This is a genomic window from Klebsiella sp. 141203, assembly GCF_032601985.1.
In the GTDB taxonomy this organism is placed as follows: Bacteria; Pseudomonadota; Gammaproteobacteria; order Enterobacterales; family Enterobacteriaceae; genus Klebsiella; species Klebsiella aerogenes.
This window is the reverse complement of record NZ_JAQIRL010000001.1, coordinates 1,149,739-1,172,828: the sequence shown is the minus strand read 5'-3', so window position 1 is coordinate 1,172,828 and position 23,090 is coordinate 1,149,739. Positions and strand designations below refer to the sequence as shown.

Genomic DNA, 23,090 nt, shown 5'->3' with positions numbered 1-23,090 from the left:
GGAATTTTCTGCATGGCATCATTAAATAACAATACTTCGCAAGATAGTAACGACATTGATTTCGGGCGGCTGATTGGTGAGTTGATTGACCATAAAAAACTCATCATTGCTGTTACTGCTGGTTTTACAGTACTGGCGGTCTTGTACTCACTGTTAGCTACTCCAATATATCAAGCAAATGCTTTAATTCAAGTTGAGCAAAAACAAGGGAATGCACTTTTAGACAGTCTCAGTCAGATGTTGCCCGATAGTCAACCTCAGTCTGCACCTGAAATAGCATTACTACAATCGCGAATGATTCTTGGCAAATCTGTTGATGATTTAAATCTTCAAGCTCAGACAGAGCAGATTTACTTTCCCGTGTTTGGGAAAGGTTTATCCAGAATACTAGGTGAAAAACGAGGCAAAATAAATGTATCCAGGCTGTATTTGCCAAAAAGCCTGAAAGGCGATACACCTGAAATCATACTGACAGTTAAGGATAAAAATAATTACCAAATTGAAAGTGGTGATTTGGTCATTAATGGAATTGTTGGTAAGTTGATTGAAGATAAAGGAATATCATTATTAGTTCAATCAATTGACGCAGAACCGGGAACACAATTTAAAATAAGATACTTACCACGACTTTTAGCAATAAGTAATCTTCAAGATTCCTTTAGCGTTGTCGATCAAGGCAAAGATACCGGGATGCTTAATTTGACATTAACCGGAGATGATCCTGAGCTTATTGCTCACATGTTAGATAATATTAGTCAAAATTATCTAACACAGAATGTTGATCGGCAAGCAGCACAAGATGCAAAGAGTTTAGAGTTTTTGAGTAATCAGTTGCCGACTGTTCGCTCTGATTTAGATGCTGCTGAGGATAAATTAAATGCATACAGGAAACAAAAAGACTCAGTTGATTTGTCTATGGAGGCAAAATCAGTACTTGATCAAATTGTAAATGTCGATAACCAATTGAATACATTGACATTTAAAGAGGCTGAAATTTCGCAGTTATATACGAAAGAGCATCCTACATATAAAGCATTGATGGAAAAACGTAAAACTCTGCAACAAGAAAAAGGAAAACTAAGTAAGCGCGTAAGCGCGATGCCATCAACTCAACAAGAAGTACTCCGATTAAGCCGTGATGTTGAGTCAGGGCGAGCTGTGTATATGCAGTTACTCAACCGGCAACAGGAGTTAAGTATTGCTAAATCGAGTGCTATTGGTAATGTCCGTATAATTGATCAGGCAATAACAGAACCGAGTCCGGTAAAACCCAAAAAAATCCTTGTTATCGTAATCGGAATTATATTGGGGTTATTTATTTCGGTAGGGCTTGTATTGATTCGTGTCGTCTTACGTAGAGGAATCGAATCTCCTGAACAATTAGAAGAACTCGGTGTAAATGTTTATGCAAGTGTACCGGTTTCTGAATGGTTAACAAAACAAAATAGCGGAAAAATTAAGCGCAATAAAAATCAATCCAGCACTTTACTTGCTGTAGAGAATCCAGCTGATTTGGCTGTTGAGGCTATCCGTAGTTTACGTACCAGTCTTCACTTTGCAATGATGGAAGCAAAGAATAATGTTCTTATGATTTCTGGTGCTAGCCCTAATGCAGGTAAAACTTTTATTAGTACTAATTTAGCTGCAATAATTGCTTTAACAGGAAAAAAAGTTCTCTTTGTGGATGCTGATTTACGTAAGGGCTATGTACACAAAATGTTGGGTAAACAGCATGCCAAGGGACTTTCTGAGATATTATCTGGTCAAGAATCAATTGAAAAAGTCATCGAACGAGTTCCCGGTGGCGAATTTGATTATATCGGCCGTGGACAAATACCTCCGAATCCTGCTGAATTGCTAATGCATACCCGTTTCTCTGACATGATCGAATGGGCATCAAGTAATTATGACCTTGTAATTGTCGACACACCACCAATTCTTGCAGTTACCGATGCTGCAATCATTGGTCGCTACGCAGGAACGACATTGCTGGTTGCTCGTTTCGAGGCTAATACTACGAAAGAAATCTCAGTAAGTGTTAAGCGATTTGAACAAAGTGGTGTCAATATTAAAGGTTGTATATTGAATGGTGTGTTAAAGAAAGCTAGTAGCTATTATGGTTATGGATATAATCATTATGGTTATTCATATTCAAATAAAGAATAATAAATTTTTATGATATTAAAGGTGAGCAATATAGCTCACCTTAAATATTGTCATATACAATTTAAATCTCTATGTGTACACAGAGGGAGCTATGACGCACTTTTCTAAAAATATAACTTGCAGCGTAATCCTCGCGCTTGCCGATTTTTTTGGCTTTGTTCTCTCTTTATATCTTTCCTTAGGAATTCTTTCAGTTACGCTAAGTCACTTTGAAGAACGCGTGCCAGAAGAACAAATATCCGGGTGGGTTGCTTTACATTGGCTGCTGGGAGTATGTTGCATATGCTGGTATGGAGTACGACTCAGACATTATTTTTATCGGAAAACATTTTGGTTTGAATTAAAAGAAATATTGCGGACATTAATAATTTTTGCTGTTATAGAGATCGCTGTCATTGCATTTGCTAAATGGTATTTTTCAAGATATGTATGGTTGCTGACATGGTTATTTGCCCTTGCTTTAGTTCCATTGTCAAGAATCGCTGCAAAATGGATACTCAAAAAGATTGGGCTATGGCTAAGGGATACTTGGATTGTTGGCAGTGGTAAAAATGCATTAGATGCATATAATGCGATACAAAGTGAAAAAAACCTTGGTTTAAATATTGTTGGTTTTATTTCAGATGGTGAGCAACAGGATTTAATAAAAGAAAAGTTAAAAAATGCAAATGTTTTGAAGCCAGAAGAAAACTGGCTGAATAGCATTGATAAAAGAACACAGTTCATTGTAGCAGTAGAAGCAAATCAAGGCGATGTACGAAATGCTTGGTTAAGAGATTTCATGATTAAAGGATACCGATTCGTATCGGTTATTCCAACGTTACGGGGTGTACCACTCGACAGTACGGATATGTCATTTATTTTTAGTCATGAGGTAATGATATTCCGAGTTCAACAAAATTTAGCGAAGCTTTCGTCAAGAATACTTAAACGAACTTTTGATATTTTAGGGTCAATAAGTATTATAGTGATATTGTCACCACTTCTGATATATATCAGCCGCAAGGTTAAAAAGGATGGTGGGCCGGCAATTTATGGTCATGAACGAGTAGGGAAAGACGGTAAATCCTTTAAATGCTTGAAATTTCGTTCAATGGTTGTTAATTCAAAGCAGGTTTTGGAAGAGTTACTCCTTACAGATGCTGATGCTAAAGCGGAATGGGATGCAACATTTAAGTTAAAAAATGATCCACGAATTACCAAGATTGGTCAATTCCTGAGGAAAACGAGTTTGGATGAGTTACCTCAGTTGTTTAATGTTTTAAAAGGTGAGATGAGCCTGGTTGGCCCCAGACCAATTATCACTGCTGAGTTAGAAAGATATAACGATGAAGTGGAGTACTACCTTCTGAGCAAACCAGGAATGACTGGATTATGGCAGGTAAGTGGTAGAAGTGATGTTGACTATGACACACGAGTATATCTCGATGCTTGGTATGTTAAAAACTGGTCAATGTGGAATGATATAGCCATATTATTCAAAACAATTACAGTTGTTTTGAAAAAAGATGGTGCTTATTAATAATTACTGTGGGTGTGAACATGAATAGAAGAGCATTCTTGTTATCAACAATTTCTAGTGTAGCATTAAGCAGTCAGTTTGCACGCGCAGTAACAATAAATAATACTAAAAAAAATTTATCAGAATTATTTAAAGGTCAAAATAGTAAGAAAATTGTAATCCCTTCTGGAGATTATTACTTTGATGGAACATCTATTAACATTAGCTCGATGTCAGAAATAATTTTCTCAGATGGGGCTAATATTTATATTAATACACAAAAAAGTAATAATAGCACTGCGATATTTAATATTAAAGATGCTAAAAATATACAGATTTCAGGAGGGACCTTCATTGCTGAAGACGATATGATGGTAGTAGTACAGTGTATAGACTATGTTAAAGATATCACTGTAAAAAAAATCAAATGTATAGGGTGTAGGATTTTTGCTTCCAAAATGACACAAAGATATTCTGATATTCTTATCGGAAAAATAAGTCAGGATATAAATGTGTCATCTTGTAGCGCTAATGCAAAACAAATAAAAACTAATCATGCCTGTATTGAACTTAGTTATATAAATGGAGGGCGGTGTAGTAATAATATAATCTCAGCTTTCTATCATGGAGTTATGTTCTGGGGGGGGGATTCGGATCCCGTTAAAGATGGTGAGCCGAATAATGAAAGAAAATGTACGGAATTAGTAATTAATAATAATATAATTCGTGATGTTAGATTAGGGGGAATTTGGGGGTCAATGGGGGATCGTGTAAACATTGCTGCAAATTATGTAGAAAACGGCGGTGATGTGGGTATCGATTTTGAAGGTTGTAACAATAGCATTGCTAAAAATAATATTGTCAAAAATTTTAAGCATGGCTGTTTAGCTACTTTTTTTATATGCGATAATATTATATTTAAAAATAATCTTGCACTTAACACTGGTGTTTATGGCAAATCGATTGCTGCCATATTTAATGCTAGTCAAAGACCTCTTAATAAAAATATTAACTTTATCGGTAATGTGTTTGTTAGTGAAGGTTTGATTTCGTATTTCAAACAAAATGGTGCGGCTGATTATTTAAATGTTAGAAATAATTATTTTGGCAATGTGGTTGTTGATTTTACTAGCAATAATAATGGCGATATTGACATTTCCGATAATAAGTTTAAATATGATACTGTAATTGATGAACTGGCTAGCACAATCAAGGTTGGAAATGTTAAGAAGCCGAATGCAAGCATAACAATTGCTAATAATTCGTTCATAAATGTTCCATCAAAAAATTTTAAAGCTATACAGTTTTTTAAGACTGAGATAAATAAGAAATTGAGTGTAAAAACGAATAACAATGTATTAAATGATATTTTAATAAATAAAGAGCAAATATCATATCAAAATTGATTTTTTGAAATTAAGAATATAAAAATGGATAAGAAATATGAGTAGGTTAAAAGATGCACTGCTTTTCATAACATTTGCGATCCCCAAAGCAGGTGCTAAAATCGGAGGGTTCCCACTATATATTTCCCTGTTGAGTAGTATGTATTTTATGTTCATGGGAGCCCTGCATGCACTGACAAGACCGAAAGAACTTTTACTCGCATTAATACCATTAATATTATTATTGCTTTCATTTTTAATAAATCAATCTTCATACAATGCATTGTTTTTTTCGGGGTCACCATTTTTACCATTGTCATCTCAAATAGCATATATTAGTTCGATGTTTGCTTTTTTTTGTTATTATGGCGCTCTTGGTATCAACAATGCTGACAATTGGAAACGTTATTTAAAATTAATTTTTTACATCCTTGTTATTTATGCTTTAATGCAAAAGATAATTGGTGACTATACTGTGGTTATTCCTGGTATTACAGCCAATTTCCAGGATGCAGTAACGCCAAACTTTCTTGCAGACAAAAACAATATGATTTGGGGGATACATTATCTAAAAGCCACATCCACATATCAAAACGGTAATGTATTTGGCGCCAATCTATTATTAATTGGTTTCGCTGTTATTGCAAATTTAAGAAATGAGTTAAAGGGGACAATTGTCCCATTGGCTTTACTTGGAATAGTCGTATTATTGACAGCCTCAGCATCTATATATCTTGGTATGATTGGCGCGCTTTTATGGATGTTTTTTACCGCAGAAAAAAAATCACCAATGGCATTGATAATAATGCTACTTGTAATCGTAGCCTCGGTAGTCATGTTTTTAATTTTATTAAATACCGATAATATTTTTTCAAAAATAATTTATGAAAGATTGGTTAACCGTGACCTAAGTCAAGGGAGCGGAAGAATTGAAAAGATTATATATTATATCGATATTATTACAGAGCACCCATTAATACTGCTAAATGGTATGTTATCTTACAACAGAACGTTTTATGAGATTTATGAAGTTCTCCCAGCTTCAATAGCGCAAATTTTTGGTGTGCCAATGATGTTATATTTCTTGAGTTTTATTTTTCTTAAATTAAAACCGTTGTTAAGATCGCCTTATATTCTGCCATTTGTCGCATATTTTTGCGCTGCATTATCAGATGGTGCTTTTTGGCTGCCCCCGACTGCAACAAATCTATTTATCATGATGGGGTTGTGTACGGTTTGGTTTAACCAAGATTATAAAAATAAAACTGAAGGTGCAAATGATTAATAAATTTAAAACAGCGGTTGTATTTACTGCATCAATCGTGGGTGGTCATGAATTAATGACCATAGCTCATATAAAAAGATTCCTTAATAAAGGGATTGATTTATCATGTTTTGTACCAGATGATAATTCACAATTAAAAAAAATCCTTGCGAATCAAGGTGTGGAATATAATACGCATGCGATTTGTCATAAAAGATTAGAAATCCTTCACTCTTTTTTTAATCTCAAATATAGAACACTGGCAAGGAATTTCTTAAAAAAAATAAGTACTGATTATGACTATATTATCATTGTTCAAGGTGATATTGAGTTAGGCTCTGTTTTCTTAAATGAAGGGGTTAGGGTTTGTAGGGAACAAATAATTAGCTATATCCCTTACACACATAGTTTTTCTTTAATGGGAAGTAAGCTTTCCTTGATTAAAGATATTCTATCAAGAAGTGTTTATAAAAAATGCGACAAATATATCTCTATTAGTAATATATTTGCTAGTGAGCTTACAAAAAGAAACCCAAATGCTGCTGTTAGAGTGTTGCGTAATGTTATAGTTAATTTTAACCCTGAAAATATAAGAGGGAGTGGTTACACTTACCGTCCCAAGGAAAATGAATTTGTTTTGCTTATGGCTGGAAGGGTCTATTTTCGGCAAAAAGGACAACACTTACTAGTTGGCGCTTTAAAAAAAATTAATGTCAAGAAAAATATAAGAGTTAAGGTTATTGGTGATGGTCCAGACCTTAACAAAATGAAAGAGATGTCAGACGCATTGAGTTCTAATGTGACTTTTGAATACATGGGCTGGAAGAATAATATATGGGACCATACCAAAGATGTGGATGCATTAGTTTTACCTTCATTGTATGAAGGGGTACCGCTTGTAATGCTTGAAGCAATTAAGGCAAATGTCTCCATTATAGCTCCTGCTCGTGATGGTATGCGTGATTATATACCTCAGGGTTATTTATATAAAACTGGTAGTGAAGAAGAAGAAATAGAAGCATTATCGCAAAAGTTAAAAGAAATTATAAGTAGCAACTAACCAATGGATATTTATGAAAAACATTCTAATTGATGACCGATGGTCAGGTTCAGGCGGAATCGGAACATTTGCTGAAGAAATTAATAAAATAACAAATTATAAAAGTGCGGGTTTCACTGGCAAACCATTCAGCCCTGTTGATTGCATAAAAACATCATTAAAGATGTTGAAGATGCGTGATGGTATTGTTTTTTTTCCAGGTTATATTCCCCCGTTATTTACCAGGGTACCATATGTATTTACAATCCATGATTTGAATCATTTGGAACGTCCTGAAAACTCCAGCTTGTTAAAAAAAATATTTTATAAGGTTGTCATAAAAAGAGGGTGTCAAAAAGCTAAGTATATTTTTACTGTTTCCGAGTTTTCTCGACAAAAAATCATTCAATGGTCCGGAGTTCCTGCTGAAAAGGTTGTAAATGTCGGTAATGGAGTATCCAACGATTTCAGACCTGATGGGAAAAAGAAAGAGTTTGGCTATCCTTATTATTTATGTGTCAGCAACAGAAAAAGCCATAAGAATGAGGTTGGAACGATTCAGGCCTTTGCCAGAGCAGATATCCCTAAAAGCGTAAAACTTGTTTTTACTGGGAAGAAAACAGATGAGTTAGCGACTCTCATTGAAATCAATGAACTTACTGATAGAGTTGTATTTACTGGATTCGTTAAAACCGAAGAATTACCTGAGTTATACCGTGGTGCAGAAGGACTGATTTTTGTCTCCTTCTATGAAGGTTTTGGTCTTCCGGTCATTGAGGCAATGGCCAGTGGTGTGCCCGTTATTACTTCCAAAACAACCTCCCTCGGAGAGGTCGCTGGCGATGCAGCACTGGTGGTCGACCCTGAGAATATACAGCAAATAGCAACAGCAATATCTAAATTACATTCTGATATTGAACTTAAAACCCAACTTATTAGAAAAGGCTCTAAACAGGTCGGTAAATATTCGTGGAGTGCTACCGCTGAACTTGTTAATACGTATCTAACAAGTAATTAAGAGTATAGAAATCGTAAAACAAGAATTAATTTTTCTGTGTTGACGATAATGTTGGTAAAAATGAGTGAAAAATACGCTACAAATAAAAAAATAGTTGCAAAGAACACATTCATGCTTTATGGCAGGATGCTACTGATAATGTTTGCAACTTTTTATACCTCACGCTTGGTTTTAAATGCGCTTGGGGTTTATGACTTTGGGCTTTACAGTGTCATTGGCAGTATTATCGTTTTATTTTCGTTCATTCAAAACGTGTCGGCTTTGGCAACTCAAAGGTTCTTGTCAGTTGGTTTAGGTAGAAGGGATTTTTCCTGGACTAAAAGAGTATTTTCGACAAGTATATTGGTCCATTTTATAATATGCGGTGCTGTTTTATTCCTCGCTGAAACAATTGGCTTATGGTTCTTAATCTATAAATTAAGAGTTCCTGCTGAGCGTATGACAGAAATATTTTGGGTGTATCAACTATCTGTCGTATCTCTCCTCGTTCAGATAATGCAAACACCATTTATCGCAGCTTTAATCGCTACTGAAAAAATGGATTTGTTTGCAAAAATAGGGATATTTGATGCCATTCAGCGTTGGGGGATGGTGTATTTATTTACCTTATTTGATTTCGACTCGAAATTGATATGGTATGCTGCGTTCTTGCTTTTTGGATATATTTCAGTGTATTTTGTCTATTTTGTTAACTGTATTAGAAAAATAGATATATGCACTGTAAAGGTGAGTTTCAAAGAAAATAAAGAACTGCTTAAAGAAATATTAACCTTCTCGAGTTGGTCCATGATGGGCTCATTGAGTTTAGTTGGGCTTTCTCAAGGTATCGCTCTGCTGACATATTTCTTTGTAGGTGTAGTGGCGAATGGTTCTGTTTGGTTAGCGGAGCAGGTATTGATTGCATTTAACCGTGTCATAGGTACTTTGCAAACCGCATTTAATCCTCAACTGATAAAGCAGCATTCAACTGGAAATCATGAAGAGGTTTCCTCTCTTCTGTCTTTATCATGTAAGTTGACTGGCTTTATCGTACTCATTGCAGCGGTACCTGCTTTTGTAGATGCGCCTTTTGTTATTAACCTATGGTTGAAACAAGTTCCAGAACATTTGGTGGTGTTGGTAAGAATTGTCATACTGTATGTCATCGTTGATTCTCTTTCAGGACCTTTCGTTACAGTAGCATATGCAGTGGGGAAATTGCGTAACTATCAATTAATAGCATCATTGATAATGCTTTTAACTTTAGTAGTTACATATGCTCTTTACTCATTAGGGTTTGCATTGGTCGTGGCGGTTTCGAGTCGTATACTTTGTGCAGTTGCAATGCTTATATTCAGGGTTCTGTATGTGGAAAAGGTAACAGGATTAAATAGTAAAATATTTTTTCTTAATATTTTTCCGCGATTATTATCTGTTTCTTTAATATCATTTGCAATTTCATTTTATATCAACACCGTTCTTCCTGTAGGTTTTTTAGGATTACTGCTTCTAATATCCTTAAACACAATTGCAGTGACTATACTCTTTTTCTATTTGGTGCTAATTAGTTCAGAAAGAAAATATTTAATATCTTTAATAAAGAAAAAATTAGGTAGGAAATAACATGCAAGTAAACAATACTCAATATGGCGTCCTGACATACGAAAGTGACATCTATGTCAAAAGAAACTGGATCAATCTGGGTGATTATGTACAAAGTACAGCAGCACGCCAGTTTTTACCTTGCGTGAATGAGTATATACCACGAGATCATATGAATACTTATAGTGGTAATAAAGTAAAAATGATCATGAATGCGTGGTACATGGATATACCAGAAAACTTTCCACCATCTGAAGATATAACTCCTTTATATGTATCAATCCATATTAACTCTACTATTGTAGACAAAATTTTCACACCTGCGAGTATCGAGCATTTTAAAAAGCATGCACCTATAGGTTGCCGTGATTTTTACACACGTGACTTGCTTATTTCAAAAGGAATTGATGCATATTATTCAGGTTGCATGACCCTTACTTTGGGGAATAAATATAAACGAGATAATGTAACGGATGATGTTTATTTTATTGATGTAATGTATGACTCAATGTCATTACCAGAGTTAATTAGCCAACCGTTACGTTTTGGTAAGCGCTTACTAAATGGTCGTGCATTTGAATTTAATCATAGAAGTAAAGTCCTTAATCAGTTTTTTGATAGTGAATTACTTAAGCATGCTAAATATGAAAAACAGATCATCCCGTACCTTTCTGCGGATGAAGGTTTTAAATTAGCTGATGAATTTCTTAGGAAATTAGCTAATGCAAAACTGGTTGTAACATCCAGGATCCATACAGCTCTTCCGTGCCTGGCTATGGGGACTCCAGTTATTTTTGTAAATGGTGGCTTTAAAAATAAAGTTGATAACTGCCGTTTCGATGGATTGTTTGACTTCTTTAATAGAATTGACGTCGATATGAACGCCAATGCGACTGCTAATTTTGAATTTGATGGTAAGAAAATTGGAATGAATACCATTATTAAAAATAAAACTTTGCATGAGCAATATGCTAATGAATTAGCTGATAAATGCAAAAGTTTTGTTGTTTAATTTAATTCTTAATGTCTCTATGTCGAACTGTTAATATACTAAATGAGGTTAAGTCATGATTCTCCCAGTGATAATGGCTGGAGGTACTGGAAGTCGTTTATGGCCGATGTCGCGAGAGCTATATCCGAAACAGTTTTTACGTTTACACGGCGAGCTATCGATGCTTCAGGAGACTATTACTCGCCTTAATGGTTTAGAGACTAAAGAACCTATTGTAATTTGTAACGAACAACATCGTTTTTTAGTCGCTGAACAACTACGTCAAATCGAGAAGCTCTCTAATAATATTATTCTTGAGCCCATTGGGCGTAATACGGCTCCAGCTATAGCTCTTGCCGCGTTACACGCAGTTGCACATGATGATGACCCATTGCTCCTTGTTTTGGCTGCAGACCACGTTATTGAGAATAATGAAGCTTTTCAAGCTGCAATCAACAGTGCTGTAGTTTATGCAAATCAAGGAAAGCTTGTAACATTTGGGATTGTTCCTACTGGTCCCGAAACGGGTTATGGTTATATCCAGCGGGGTAGCGAAGAACATTTTGATGATCATGTAGCTTATGATGTAAAACGTTTCGTTGAAAAACCCAATTTGCCTACAGCACAGGAATATCTAGACAGCGGTGAATATTACTGGAATAGCGGCATGTTCATGTTTCGAGCAAGTCGCTTTCTACAAGAGTTGGATGAGTTCCGTCCAGATATTCTCAGTTCATGTAAACAGGCAATGCAGACTGTGCATACCGATTCTTTACGTGACTTTATTCGTGTTGACAAAGATGCTTTCTCTGCTTGTCCTGATGAGTCAGTTGATTATGCAGTGATGGAAAAAACGCAGTCTGCATCTGTGGTACCATTGGATGCTGGTTGGAATGATGTGGGTTCATGGTCCGCATTGTGGGAAGTTAACGACAAGGATGGTAAAGGGAATTCACTATCAGGGGATGTTTTTGTCCATGATTCTTCTAATTGTTATATAAATAGCGAAGAACAACTTGTAGCTGCGGTTGGGGTTAATAATCTGGTAGTAGTTAGTACCAAAGATGCTGTGCTCGTTATTGATAAATCCCAAGTGCAGGACGTTAAACGCGTAGTTGAACATCTTAAAATGACTTCGCGCCGTGAGTATAGAATCCACCGCGAATCCTATAGCCCTTGGGGGCATAGTGATAAAGTTGTTAATACAACTAAATATCATATTAACAAAGTCACAGTTAAACCGGGCGGTAAGTTTTCATTACAAATGCATCATCACCGTGCCGAGCACTGGATTATATTATCAGGAACAGCGAAGATTACCTTAAACGATCGTGAGTTTTTACTTACTGAAAACCAGTCAACATTTATTCCTGCAGGTTCGACTCATATGCTGGAAAATCCAGGAAAAATAGCTCTTGAAATCCTTGAGATTCAGTCTGGTTCATATTTAGGTGAAGATGATATTGTTCGTCTAAAAGATCATTATGGAATTTGATTAAATGGGGAAAATGATGGAATTATTAACCTGCTTTAAAGCGTATGACATTCGCGGCAAGTTAGGCTCTGAACTTACGGAGGACATCGCATATCGTATTGGTCGTGCCTATGGTGAGTATCTTAAGCCTAAAAAAATGGTTGTTGGAGGCGATGTTAGACTAACTAGTGAATCCCTTAAACTTTCCCTTGCCAAAGGATTACAGGATGCTGGTACTGATGTTCTTGACATCGGATTATCAGGTACAGAGGAGATTTACTTTGCTACGTCCTATCTCGGTGTTGATGGGGGAGTGGAAGTAACAGCCAGTCATAACCCAATTGATTATAATGGCATGAAACTCGTGCGTGAGAACTCAAAGCCAATCAGTGGTGATACTGGGCTAAGGGAGATCCAGCGTCTGGCCGAAGAGAATAATTTTGCTATAAACTCATCACAGCCTAAAGGTACTTATCAATCGATTTCAGTATTAGATGCATATATTGATAAATTACTGAGCTATATTAATCTTAATAATATTAATAGAACGCTAAAATTAGTTGTTAATTCTGGAAACGGCGCAGCTGGCCACGTTATAGATGCCCTTGAGAAGCAATTTAAAAAACAGAATGTTCCTGTTGAATTTATAAAGGTGCATCATGAACCTGATGGTACCTTTCCAAATGGTATACCTAATCCATTATTACCTGAGTGCCGAAAAGATACCACTGATGCTGTCATAAAGAATAAAGCTGATATGGGGATTGCATTTGATGGTGATTTCGATCGATGCTTCCTATTCGATAATATGGGTAACTTTATTGAAGGATACTATATTGTTGGTCTTTTGGCTGATGCATTCCTTGAAAAGAATCCAGGATCTCGTATTATTCATGATCCGCGTTTAAGCTGGAATACAATTGATATTGTAAATAAAGCGGGCGGCATTCCCGTGATGTCCAAAACAGGTCATGCTTTCATTAAAGAACGTATGCGCGCAGAAGATGCGATATACGGTGGCGAAATGAGTGCTCACCATTATTTCCGCGATTTTGCCTATTGCGATAGCGGGATGATCCCATGGCTCCTTGTTGCCGAGTTGCTATGTATCAAAGATAAAACGCTGAACCAATTAGTTAATACGCGGATGCAAGCTTACCCAGCTTCTGGAGAAATCAACAGCTCCCTTAGCGATCCACAGTCTGCGATCAAACGGGTTCTTGAACGCTATCAGGGGGAAGCCCTTGATATCAACCATACTGATGGTATAAGCCTTGAGTTTGCGGAATGGCGCTTCAATCTACGTAGTTCTAACACTGAGCCTGTAGTTCGCCTAAATGTAGAGTCCAGAGGTGATGTTACTTTAATGGAAAACAAAACTGCAGAGATTTTGGCATTATTAAGGGCTTAAATTTTAAATTCCTAAAGGTGCTTTGCAATCATGGAGCACCTTATATATTTTGCATGTTGAATTATAAATATACGATGGGTTTTTATGCGCGATTTAAATGTTGGTATTGTTGCTGATTGGTTTATAACTTATGCTGGTTCAGAAAAAGTTGTTGCTGAACTTATTAAATCCTATCCAGAATCGCACTTGTATTCTGTTGTGGATTTTCTCTCCTCTGAAAATAAAAAACACTTTCAGAATAAAGAAATAACCACAACATTCATTCAACGCCTACCGAAAGCGAAGAAAAAATATCAAACATATCTTCCTTTGATGCCAATAGCAATTGAGCAACTTGATGTATCAAAGCACGATGTCATTCTTTCAAGCAGCCATGCTGTTGCTAAAGGGGTTTTAACTGGTCCTGATCAACTCCATATTAGTTATGTTCATTCCCCTATAAGATATGCTTGGGATCTTCAGCATCAGTATCTTCGAGAAGCAGGTTTAGATCATGGCTTAAAGGGAATGATTGCAAAATTGATTCTGCATAAAATGCGTATGTGGGATTATCGAACTGCAAATGGCGTTGATCATTTCATTGCTAACTCTCAATTCATCGCGCGCCGGATTAAAAAAGTTTATGGGCGTGAAGCTGATGTCATTTATCCGCCTGTTGACGTCAATCGCTTCCTTCTGAATGAAGATAAAGAAGATTATTTCTTTACAGCATCACGGCTTGTCCCTTATAAGCGTATTGATCTGATTGTTGAGGCTTTCAGTCACATGCCAGATCGTAAACTCGTCGTCGTTGGTGATGGCCCGGAGATGCAAAAGATAAAGTCTAAAGCCACGGCTAACATTGAAATTCTGGGTTATCAATCAAATGAGATCATGCAAGAGCATATGAGGAATGCTAAAGCATTTGTTTTTGCTGCAGAAGAAGATTTTGGAATTACTCCAGTTGAAGCACAGTCTTGTGGGACGCCTGTAATTGCGTTTGGAAAAGGTGGTTCACTTGAAACAGTAAGACCATTTGGTGTAGATAATCCAACAGGTATCCTTTTTGACAAACAGGATGTAGCTTCTGTCATTGATGCTGTGCAAAAGTTTGAAACGATGCAAGATCAAATTCTTCCAAATGATTGCCGCGCACATGCGTTAAAATTTTCTACCGAGCGCTTTAACCAGGAAATTGCTGAATACGTTAATTCTAAATATTCGGAGTTTATTGAAACTAAAAAAATCAATTATTAATAAATGCAGAAAAACTAAACAATTTCATATCGGTTGGCTTTTATTGCGTTAATGGTGTTGTATGTAAGAGTAGAATGCCATAGTTTTCAATTGGTTATGTTTTTTATTCTTCATTTGTTAACATTTTTACACTATACGTCATACGGGCTTTGAGCTAATATAAACATCACATTTAAACTGCGAACGTGTCGCAGTGACCACACCAGACAGGAGTAAGTAATGTCCAAGCAACAGATAGGGGTTGTTGGTATGGCGGTGATGGGCCGAAACCTTGCGCTCAACATCGAAAGTCGTGGCTATACCGTCTCTGTTTTCAACCGCTCCCGTGAAAAGACTGAAGAAGTTATTGCTGAAAATCCAGGCAAAAAATTAGTCCCTTATTTCACAGTGAAAGAGTTTGTTGAATCTCTGGAAACCCCTCGACGTATCCTGTTGATGGTTAAAGCCGGTGCCGGCACTGATAGTGCAATTGAATCGTTGAAGCCATACCTGGAAAAAGGTGACATCATAATTGATGGGGGTAATACATTCTTCCAGGATACTATCCGCCGTAATCGCGAACTCTCTGCTGAAGGGTTCAACTTTATCGGGACAGGTGTATCCGGCGGAGAAGAAGGGGCATTGAAAGGCCCTTCAATTATGCCTGGTGGTCAACAAGAAGCTTATGAACTGGTTGCGCCAATTCTTAAACAAATTGCGGCTGTAGCGGAAGACGGTGAGCCTTGCGTAACCTACATCGGGGCTGATGGCGCGGGCCATTATGTTAAGATGGTTCACAATGGTATCGAATACGGCGATATGCAACTAATCGCTGAAGCCTATGCATTGTTGAAGGGTGGTTTAAATCTTTCCAACCAGGAATTAGCGGAAACTTTCACCAAATGGAATGAAGGTGAATTAAGTAGTTATCTCATTGATATTACAAAAGATATCTTCACAAAGAAAGATGAGGCAGGTAACTATTTGGTTGATGTCATTCTTGACGAGGCCGCGAATAAAGGCACTGGTAAGTGGACAAGCCAGAGCTCTCTTGATTTAGGTGAACCATTGTCCCTTATTACGGAATCAGTTTTCGCTCGCTATATCTCGTCCCTTAAAGAGCAGCGTGTTGCAGCGTCTAAAGTATTGACGGGCCCACAAGCTAAACTTGCCGGTGATAAAACAGCATTTGTTGAGAAAGTCCGTAGAGCATTATATTTAGGTAAGATCGTTTCTTATGCTCAAGGTTTTTCTCAGTTGCGAGCAGCCTCGAATGAGTATCATTGGGATCTTAACTACGGAGAAATTGCTAAAATTTTCCGTGCAGGGTGCATCATCCGCGCTCAGTTCCTCCAGAAGATCACCGATGCATATAATCAGGATGCAAAAATTGCTAATCTGTTATTAGCTCCTTACTTCAAACAGATTGCTGATGATTATCAGCAGGCATTACGTGATGTTGTAGCTTATGCGGTGCAAAATGGTATCCCTGTTCCGACATTCTCAGCCGCCATCGCTTATTATGACAGTTATCGCTCTGCAGTATTGCCAGCAAATCTAATTCAGGCTCAGCGTGATTACTTCGGCGCACATACTTATAAGCGCATTGACAAAGACGGTGTGTTCCATACTGAATGGATTAACTAAGCCAGTAAAGTTTTACTTTCTAAGCCCTGTTTTTACAGGGCTTTTTTTTTACCTATGACTAATCAGTTATTACATTTTCTTCGAAAATGGTTTTTTTAAATTTATAATCCTGTCATAATAAGTTTCTTATAATAATAAACCTCAAGTAGGTCGCTAATGATTTATGTTAATGGTCGTTTTCTTACTCAAAAACTTACCGGTGTGCAGCGATTTGCTTATGAAATGAGTCTTAGGTTATCAAAATTGAGACATGATGTTGTGGTATTGGTGCCTGATATGTCAGCCATTGATAAAAGCTATAACATTTCAAATTTTAGTATTAAAGAAATCAAGGGGGGGAGAGGTCATTTTTGGGAACAATTTACATTACCGCTTTTTCTAAAAAAACAAAAAGATTGCGTGCTAGTCAATTTATGCAATAGTGGCCCTTTGTTTTTCAAAAGGCAGATTGTAACGCAACATGATATTACTTATATACGTTATCCTGAAAGTTTTTCATTCGGTTTCAGGCTGTTATACTCATTGTTCACTCCTGTTTTACTAAAGAATTCAAAATTAATAGTGACTGTCAGTGATTTTTCGAAAAGTGAGCTATTAAATTATTATAATTGTGATGCGAGTAAAATTCACATTATCCCGAATGCTGTAAGTAATGTTTTTTTTAAACCAGATGATAGTATGGTTAGGGACAATGAAATATGTGGAGGTGATTACTTTTTGACCGTGTCTTCGGTTAATCATCATAAAAATATTCATGGTCTTATTGAAACTGTACTATCTGCAGATTTAAATATAAATTTGAAGATAATAGGTGACAGGAACACGGTATTTAATTGTGTAAATATCAAAACTGATGACCCAAGAATAGATTTTTTGGGGCGTGTACCTGATGAAGAATTAATTGCTTTATACAGAGGCGCAAAGGCTTTTATTTTTCCATCATATTATGAAGGGTTCGGTATACCTCCACTGGAAGCCCAGTCATGCTCTTGTCCGGTTATTTCCTCAAATAGAGCGTCTCTTCAAGAGACTTTGGGGGATAGTGTGTTGTACTTTGACCCAGACTCAAAATATGAGCTTATCAAAGCGATCATTAAATTAAATAATAACGTTGACGAACGCAACCTGTTGATTGATAAGGGTAAGTCTAATGTAGAGAGGTATTCATGGGAACGTTCTGCTGAAAAGCTGAATATACTTATTGCTAAAATTTATTAATTATACACTATGGTTCGTATTGAACTTAATTAACTGCCAACCAATTTATTTTACTCATGATAATGTTAATTGTTTTAGCTAATTAACATTTATTGTTAACTCCACTTGCTTTGACCTCAAACTGCCAGCATTTGCTAATCCTGCCCCTTTTTTTACTTTTACCACACCTGCTTTTGACGGTACCCTTAAAATTTCCGTTATTCTATCAATATCTATAATATCCTTGTTTTATGTAATGGTATCTGCCGTTGCTAATACACGTTTATCTTTTTGTCTTTTTACCTACTGAATTTAGTGGGGAGTGAGGCAGTGAGATTTTAATTCATACCTGCATAACTTATGGAAACTATTCGTATTTTATTTTTTTATTCTAGCGTGTTGACGGTGTGATTTTTTTAGACTTTTCTTATTAAGGGGAAGGTGCATCTATGCTGATGCAAACGCTTCCAATGAACTCCCAATAACTCTGGGCCTGGATTGCTCCTGATACGAAATTTTGAGGATTCTTAAATGGTTACTCAAGTGCTACTCACACAAAAAGCAGTTGCAGCTATACAATTTGCAATTCTTGGGAAAAACACCTATACGACGGCTTCCACCTATGATGCCGTAGCAGGCCAGTTTCGTACGGGGGCGATTAGCCAAGAACAATATATTTCTAACCTGTTAGCATCCACAGCGGGTCAGACTTTGTATTCTGGCAAAACCGATCTTGAGATAGTTAAACTTGTCTATGCGTCCATTTGGGGAAGCACCCCAGCAGATAGTGTCGCCCAAACTTTTTTAACAGGCTCAAATTTAAACGCGGCTCTTAATAATGTAATTAATGGTGTTCTGAATTATACAGGATTCGATTCTGCGACGCTAACAGCACAAAATAGCTTTGATAATGCGCTGAATAAAGTCATGTACAAAGACTATGGCTCAGCGAACTGGAATACATGGAGCGTCGCTCTAAGTAGTAAGGAGCAAGTCGAAGCTGCGTACATTTCTTTAGTGGGACGTTCAGTTGACATGGGCGGGCTTGGCGACTGGACTAATTATCTTGCCACCGGTGGTAATACATATAGTTCATTACTGACAAAATTAATTGCTTCTTCTGAGTTTCAAAGCAAAGGTTCTAATTTAACTGGCGATGCCTTTATCACGCATGTTTATCAGGGAATTTACGGCGTCGCCCCTAGTGCAGCGGTTTTAGCGCAATACAGCGCTCTCGGCACCAATAAGGCAACCATTACCCAGGCAATTATCAACGATTTACGCGGTTCTACGGCTACAGATGCGGCAACTGTAACCAATCAGCATGCCTTTGAATATCAGATTGGTACCGGGTTACTTTATAAAACTAGCGCTGTCCTCAGCGCCAGCGCTACAGGCGGCAACGCCACTGGTACAGTCAATACCAATGCTAGCCATCAGCTCACTAATGCTGAAACTGCGGTTCTGACTAACGCGCAACTCAATGCTAACGTGGCGAGCACCGTTAACCTCAAATTCGCCGATCATTTGGCAAATCTAGAAATTAATGGTTCAAGCGCAGCCACTGTTAACCTGTCCGATAATGGGGTGAACCCTGGGGTAGACATCGTTGTTAACAACGGTAGCGTGATCCTCAATGCCAGTTCCGGCGCTGATGATGTTCTTGTTAGTAACCTTGTTAATATGACCACCGCCACGGCTAAGTTTAACCTCGGAACGGGTAACGATACGCTGAAGTGGGCCGGTAACTCTACTGGCGGGGCAAATACGGTGAGCACATCTGTCACCGCTGATGGTGGAGCTGGGATTGATACCATTTCGGCTAACTTTATTACGAAAAATGTCGTTATGGGTGGGAATATTGTTACCCGAACTGCAGTTATCACTTCCAACTCTTCGCAGTTCAGTAATTTCGAAAAGCTGGATCTTGCTGGCTATGTAGGGCAGGCAACTGTTAGTGCAAGTTCTACCGCTCAGGCCCATACATTTGACTTTGGCGTATTAACGGGTAATGCAACCACCGAATCGAGTTTGACTGGTACTCTTGGGACAAATATCACCCAGGCCGGAACTTCAACAGTCGGCTCGCAGGGATTTGTGTTATCGGGCCTGGCAAGTAATGTCCATGTGATTAATGCGGCAGGTGGCAATTCCGCGCAACTTGAAGTCACAGGTAACGCGACTGCGGCAAGTAGTGTCGATATTACGTTCCGTCCAGGTATCACCGATCATTTCAATGTTAACTTCACCGCAACCAGTAATAGCGATATCAACGCAGGCTCGCTGGCACTAAACAGCAGTGGCGCCACTGCGTTGACAACCCTGAATGTCGGCTCGGGTGGTACCGGTAGTTTCGCTAACGCCATCAGCTTGGCGGGAACCGGTAGCCAACTACAAACTATCAATGTCACCGGCGATCATTTGCTTAATCTGACGGTAGGCACAGGTTACGGCAACCTGGAGACTATCAATGCTTCGGCAAATTCCGCAGGATTGAATCTGGATGCTAATGTGGGGGGAACTGGTAAAGGAATCCTTTATCAACTTCTGACTATTCTTCCTGCTGCTGGTGTGACAACAACGATTATTAATCTGTTGGGGTTAGGTGGTGGGCATAACTTATCGGTTCAAGGAACTAGCGTTGCGGATACCTTTAAGGTTCTCGGTAACACCATTGTTTCAGGTGGTGACGGTGCGAACCTTTACCAATTGAAAGCAAGCACCGTCAACTCTGGTGTGACCATTTCAGATTTTAATAGCGGTAAAGATAGCATTTTTGACACTGCTTCAGGTCTGACTATTAACAATGATGCCACGCATACCCAGGTAGCTGATTATGGTGTACGTACGACTGATGTTGTTGACGCGTTGTTAGGTACATTAGTTGGTGGTGTGGTTGGCGGCGTTGTCGGTCTGTTAGGGCAAATCCTTGGTATCGGTGGTAACGGTGATCTCACTGCTAAGGTGGGGGTAGCGTCGGTTGTCTGGACTGATAACTCCCACGAGGCTAGTAACTACCTGATTGTTGATAACAACAACAACCATACTCTGGATGCGAACGATACAGTAGTGTATCTCAACGGGCAAACCCATCAGCAGTTGGTTGATACTTTACACTACGCTTAAGCAGCGTGATGTGATGGCTGTTTTATAAAAAAGGGGGAGGATGCTCTTCCCCCTTTTTATTGTGATCTCTGTCGTATTTTTATTAACATTAATTTTCGCATGGATTATGAAAAAATATTTTTTTTGGTAGCTTGATATTTTAGTGTTTTCCTATCTATATATTATAAATATCTCCAGCCTGAGTTGTTGGGATCTGATTGCTCTACTGTCGGTAGAGGTGTGGCTGAAGGTACACAAAAATAAGGGAAAAAGCAGTGGAGCACTATTTACCGCGCAATGAAATTGCGGACGTAATACGCACTCGCAGTAAAATATTCTGGACAGTCGGTGTTTTTACCGCATTCATTAATATCTTAATGTTAGTACCTTCGATTTATATGCTCCAGGTTTATGACCGGGTGCTACCCTCTGGTAATGAAATCACTCTGCTGATGCTAACCCTTATCATGCTGGCCATGTTTGGTATGATGGCATTGCTGGAGTATGTCCGTAGCATGGTGGTCATACGGATTGGCGCGCAGCTAGATATGCGTTTAAATACACGTGTTTATACCGCAGCATACGAAGATAATCTCAAAAATAAATCTGCTGATGCCGGGCAAATGCTTAACGATCTTACTAATATGCGTCAGTTTTTGACCGGCAGCGCGCTTTTTGCTTTTTTTGATGCGCCCTGGTTCCCGATCTATTTGTTGGTCATTTTTCTGTTTAATCCCTGGTTAGGGTTGTTTGCATTAATTGGCTCATTAATATTGATAGCGCTGGCCGTGGTGAATGAAATAGTATCAAAAGAACCATTGGCTGAAGCGAGTAAGCTTGCGTTGCAATCAGGAAGTCTTGCCAGTACTAACTTGCGCAATGCGGAAGTTATAGAAGCATTAGGAATGTTGCCAAACATCAAGGGACGATGGTTTAGTTTACATCAACGATTTCTGAACAGTCAGCGAGTCGCGAGTGAACGAGCTTCCCGTATCAATTCTATTACGAAATTTGTGCGTCTTTCCTTGCAATCTTTGGTGCTCGGGCTGGGGGGCTGGCTGGCTATCGATGGTCATATTACTCCTGGAATGATGATCGCCGGTTCTATTTTGATGGGGAGGACGCTTGCTCCGATAGAACAAGTGATTAACGTCTGGAAAAGCTGGAGCTCGGCAAAACTATCTTATCGCCGGTTGGTTAAATTACTGGATAGTAACCCACCCCGTGGCACCGGGATGTCTCTGCCGAAACCTGAAGGGGTACTGAGCGTAGAAAATGTATCGGCGAAACCGCCGGGCGCACAGGGTGAACCGGTATTGCACGCTGTGTCATTTAATTTACAGGCGGGTGATGTGCTTGGCATTATTGGCCCTAGTGCATCCGGAAAATCGACCCTGGCACGATTATTAGTTGGGATTTGGCCGGTAAGTGAAGGAATTGTTCGGTTGGATGGCGCTGATATTTATCAGTGGAATAAAGATGAACTGGGGCCGCATATTGGCTATTTACCTCAAGACATTGAATTGTTCGCTGGAACCATAGCGGAGAACATAGCGAGATTTAATGACGTCGATGCTGAGAAAGTGATTGCTGCCGCGAAACTGGCAGGGGTACACGAACTGATTTTACGTTTCCCACATGGCTATGACTCAGTGATTGGCAACGGCGGGAGCGGACTTTCTGGAGGTCAAAAGCAACGTATTGGGCTTGCAAGGGCCTTGTATGGCGATCCCTCGTTGATTGTTCTTGATGAACCGAATTCTAATCTGGATGACGCTGGCGAATTGGCCCTTAATAAGGCTATTGCCTTTCTTCGGGAGCGGCAAAAAACGGTGGTACTGATTACGCATCGAACTAACTTGCTTTCAATGACCAGTAAGTTGTTACTATTGGTCAATGGTAAGGTTAACGCGTTTGGTACCACCCAACAGGTACTTCAGGCTTTGAATAATGCTCAGAGGACTCAGGCAGCACAGCAACAGGCAATGCATGCAGTTAATAGTGAATCGCATGACGGCAACGGGGTTACCCCTAAAACACAAATAAACTAAATAACGGCTTGCCAGATAAAAGCTGCAACTATCTGTTGTTAAAGG

At 38.4% G+C, this 23,090-nt stretch carries 15 protein-coding genes; all 15 read left to right on the top strand.

Going from position 1 to position 23,090, the window contains the following annotated elements:
• The first annotated feature begins 12 nt into the window (after positions 1-12).
• Positions 13-2,166 (top strand): polysaccharide biosynthesis tyrosine autokinase, encoded by a 2,154-nt coding sequence (locus PGR29_RS05700; protein ID WP_316424215.1) that lies wholly within the window; start codon positions 13-15, stop codon positions 2,164-2,166.
• Between the two features lie 91 nt (positions 2,167-2,257).
• Positions 2,258-3,688, top strand: a complete 1,431-nt coding sequence (wbaP, locus tag PGR29_RS05695) for an undecaprenyl-phosphate galactose phosphotransferase WbaP (RefSeq protein ID WP_316424214.1) — start codon at positions 2,258-2,260, stop codon at positions 3,686-3,688.
• 20 nt (positions 3,689-3,708) lie between these two features.
• Positions 3,709-5,073, top strand: a complete 1,365-nt coding sequence (locus PGR29_RS05690; protein ID WP_316424213.1) for a right-handed parallel beta-helix repeat-containing protein — start codon at positions 3,709-3,711, stop codon at positions 5,071-5,073.
• A 37-nt stretch (positions 5,074-5,110) separates the two neighbouring features.
• Entirely contained in the window at positions 5,111-6,337 is a 1,227-nt protein-coding gene (locus tag PGR29_RS05685; protein WP_316424212.1) for a hypothetical protein, read from the top strand.
• Positions 6,330-7,376, top strand: a complete 1,047-nt coding sequence (locus PGR29_RS05680) for a glycosyltransferase family 4 protein (protein ID WP_316424211.1) — start codon at positions 6,330-6,332, stop codon at positions 7,374-7,376. The genes PGR29_RS05685 and PGR29_RS05680 overlap by 8 nt, the downstream gene beginning before the upstream one ends.
• Positions 7,377-7,389: 13 nt before the next feature.
• Positions 7,390-8,373 (top strand): glycosyltransferase family 4 protein, encoded by a 984-nt coding sequence (locus PGR29_RS05675; RefSeq protein WP_316424210.1) that lies wholly within the window; start codon positions 7,390-7,392, stop codon positions 8,371-8,373.
• Between the two features lie 60 nt (positions 8,374-8,433).
• Positions 8,434-9,975, top strand: coding sequence for a lipopolysaccharide biosynthesis protein (locus tag PGR29_RS05670; RefSeq protein WP_316424209.1), 1,542 nt, complete (start codon positions 8,434-8,436; stop codon positions 9,973-9,975).
• 1 nt (position 9,976) lies between these two features.
• Positions 9,977-10,966, top strand: coding sequence for a polysaccharide pyruvyl transferase family protein (locus tag PGR29_RS05665; RefSeq protein ID WP_049047040.1), 990 nt, complete (start codon positions 9,977-9,979; stop codon positions 10,964-10,966).
• Between the two features lie 55 nt (positions 10,967-11,021).
• Entirely contained in the window at positions 11,022-12,440 is a 1,419-nt protein-coding gene (locus PGR29_RS05660; protein ID WP_113373495.1) for a mannose-1-phosphate guanylyltransferase/mannose-6-phosphate isomerase, read from the top strand.
• Positions 12,441-12,456: 16 nt separating this feature from the next.
• Positions 12,457-13,830, top strand: coding sequence for a phosphomannomutase CpsG (gene cpsG, locus PGR29_RS05655; protein WP_316424208.1), 1,374 nt, complete (start codon positions 12,457-12,459; stop codon positions 13,828-13,830).
• A gap of 84 nt (positions 13,831-13,914) precedes the next feature.
• A complete protein-coding gene (locus PGR29_RS05650; protein WP_316424207.1) occupies positions 13,915-15,066 on the top strand; it encodes a glycosyltransferase family 4 protein in 1,152 nt (383 codons plus the stop codon).
• Between the two features lie 219 nt (positions 15,067-15,285).
• Positions 15,286-16,692 (top strand): NADP-dependent phosphogluconate dehydrogenase, encoded by a 1,407-nt coding sequence (gene gndA, locus PGR29_RS05645; RefSeq protein ID WP_316424206.1) that lies wholly within the window; start codon positions 15,286-15,288, stop codon positions 16,690-16,692.
• Between the two features lie 156 nt (positions 16,693-16,848).
• Complete coding sequence (locus tag PGR29_RS05640; protein WP_316424204.1) at positions 16,849-17,910, top strand: glycosyltransferase family 4 protein; 1,062 nt, start codon at positions 16,849-16,851, stop codon at positions 17,908-17,910.
• Positions 17,911-18,420: 510 nt separating this feature from the next.
• Positions 18,421-21,015 carry a beta strand repeat-containing protein gene (locus tag PGR29_RS05635; RefSeq protein WP_316424203.1) on the top strand — a complete coding sequence of 865 codons (2,595 nt, stop codon included), beginning with the start codon at positions 18,421-18,423 and terminating at the stop codon, positions 21,013-21,015.
• 254 nt (positions 21,016-21,269) lie between these two features.
• On the top strand, positions 21,270-23,045 hold the full coding sequence (locus PGR29_RS05630) for a type I secretion system permease/ATPase (RefSeq protein WP_316424202.1): 1,776 nt from the start codon (positions 21,270-21,272) through the stop codon (positions 23,043-23,045).
• The last annotated feature ends 45 nt before the right edge of the window (positions 23,046-23,090 follow it).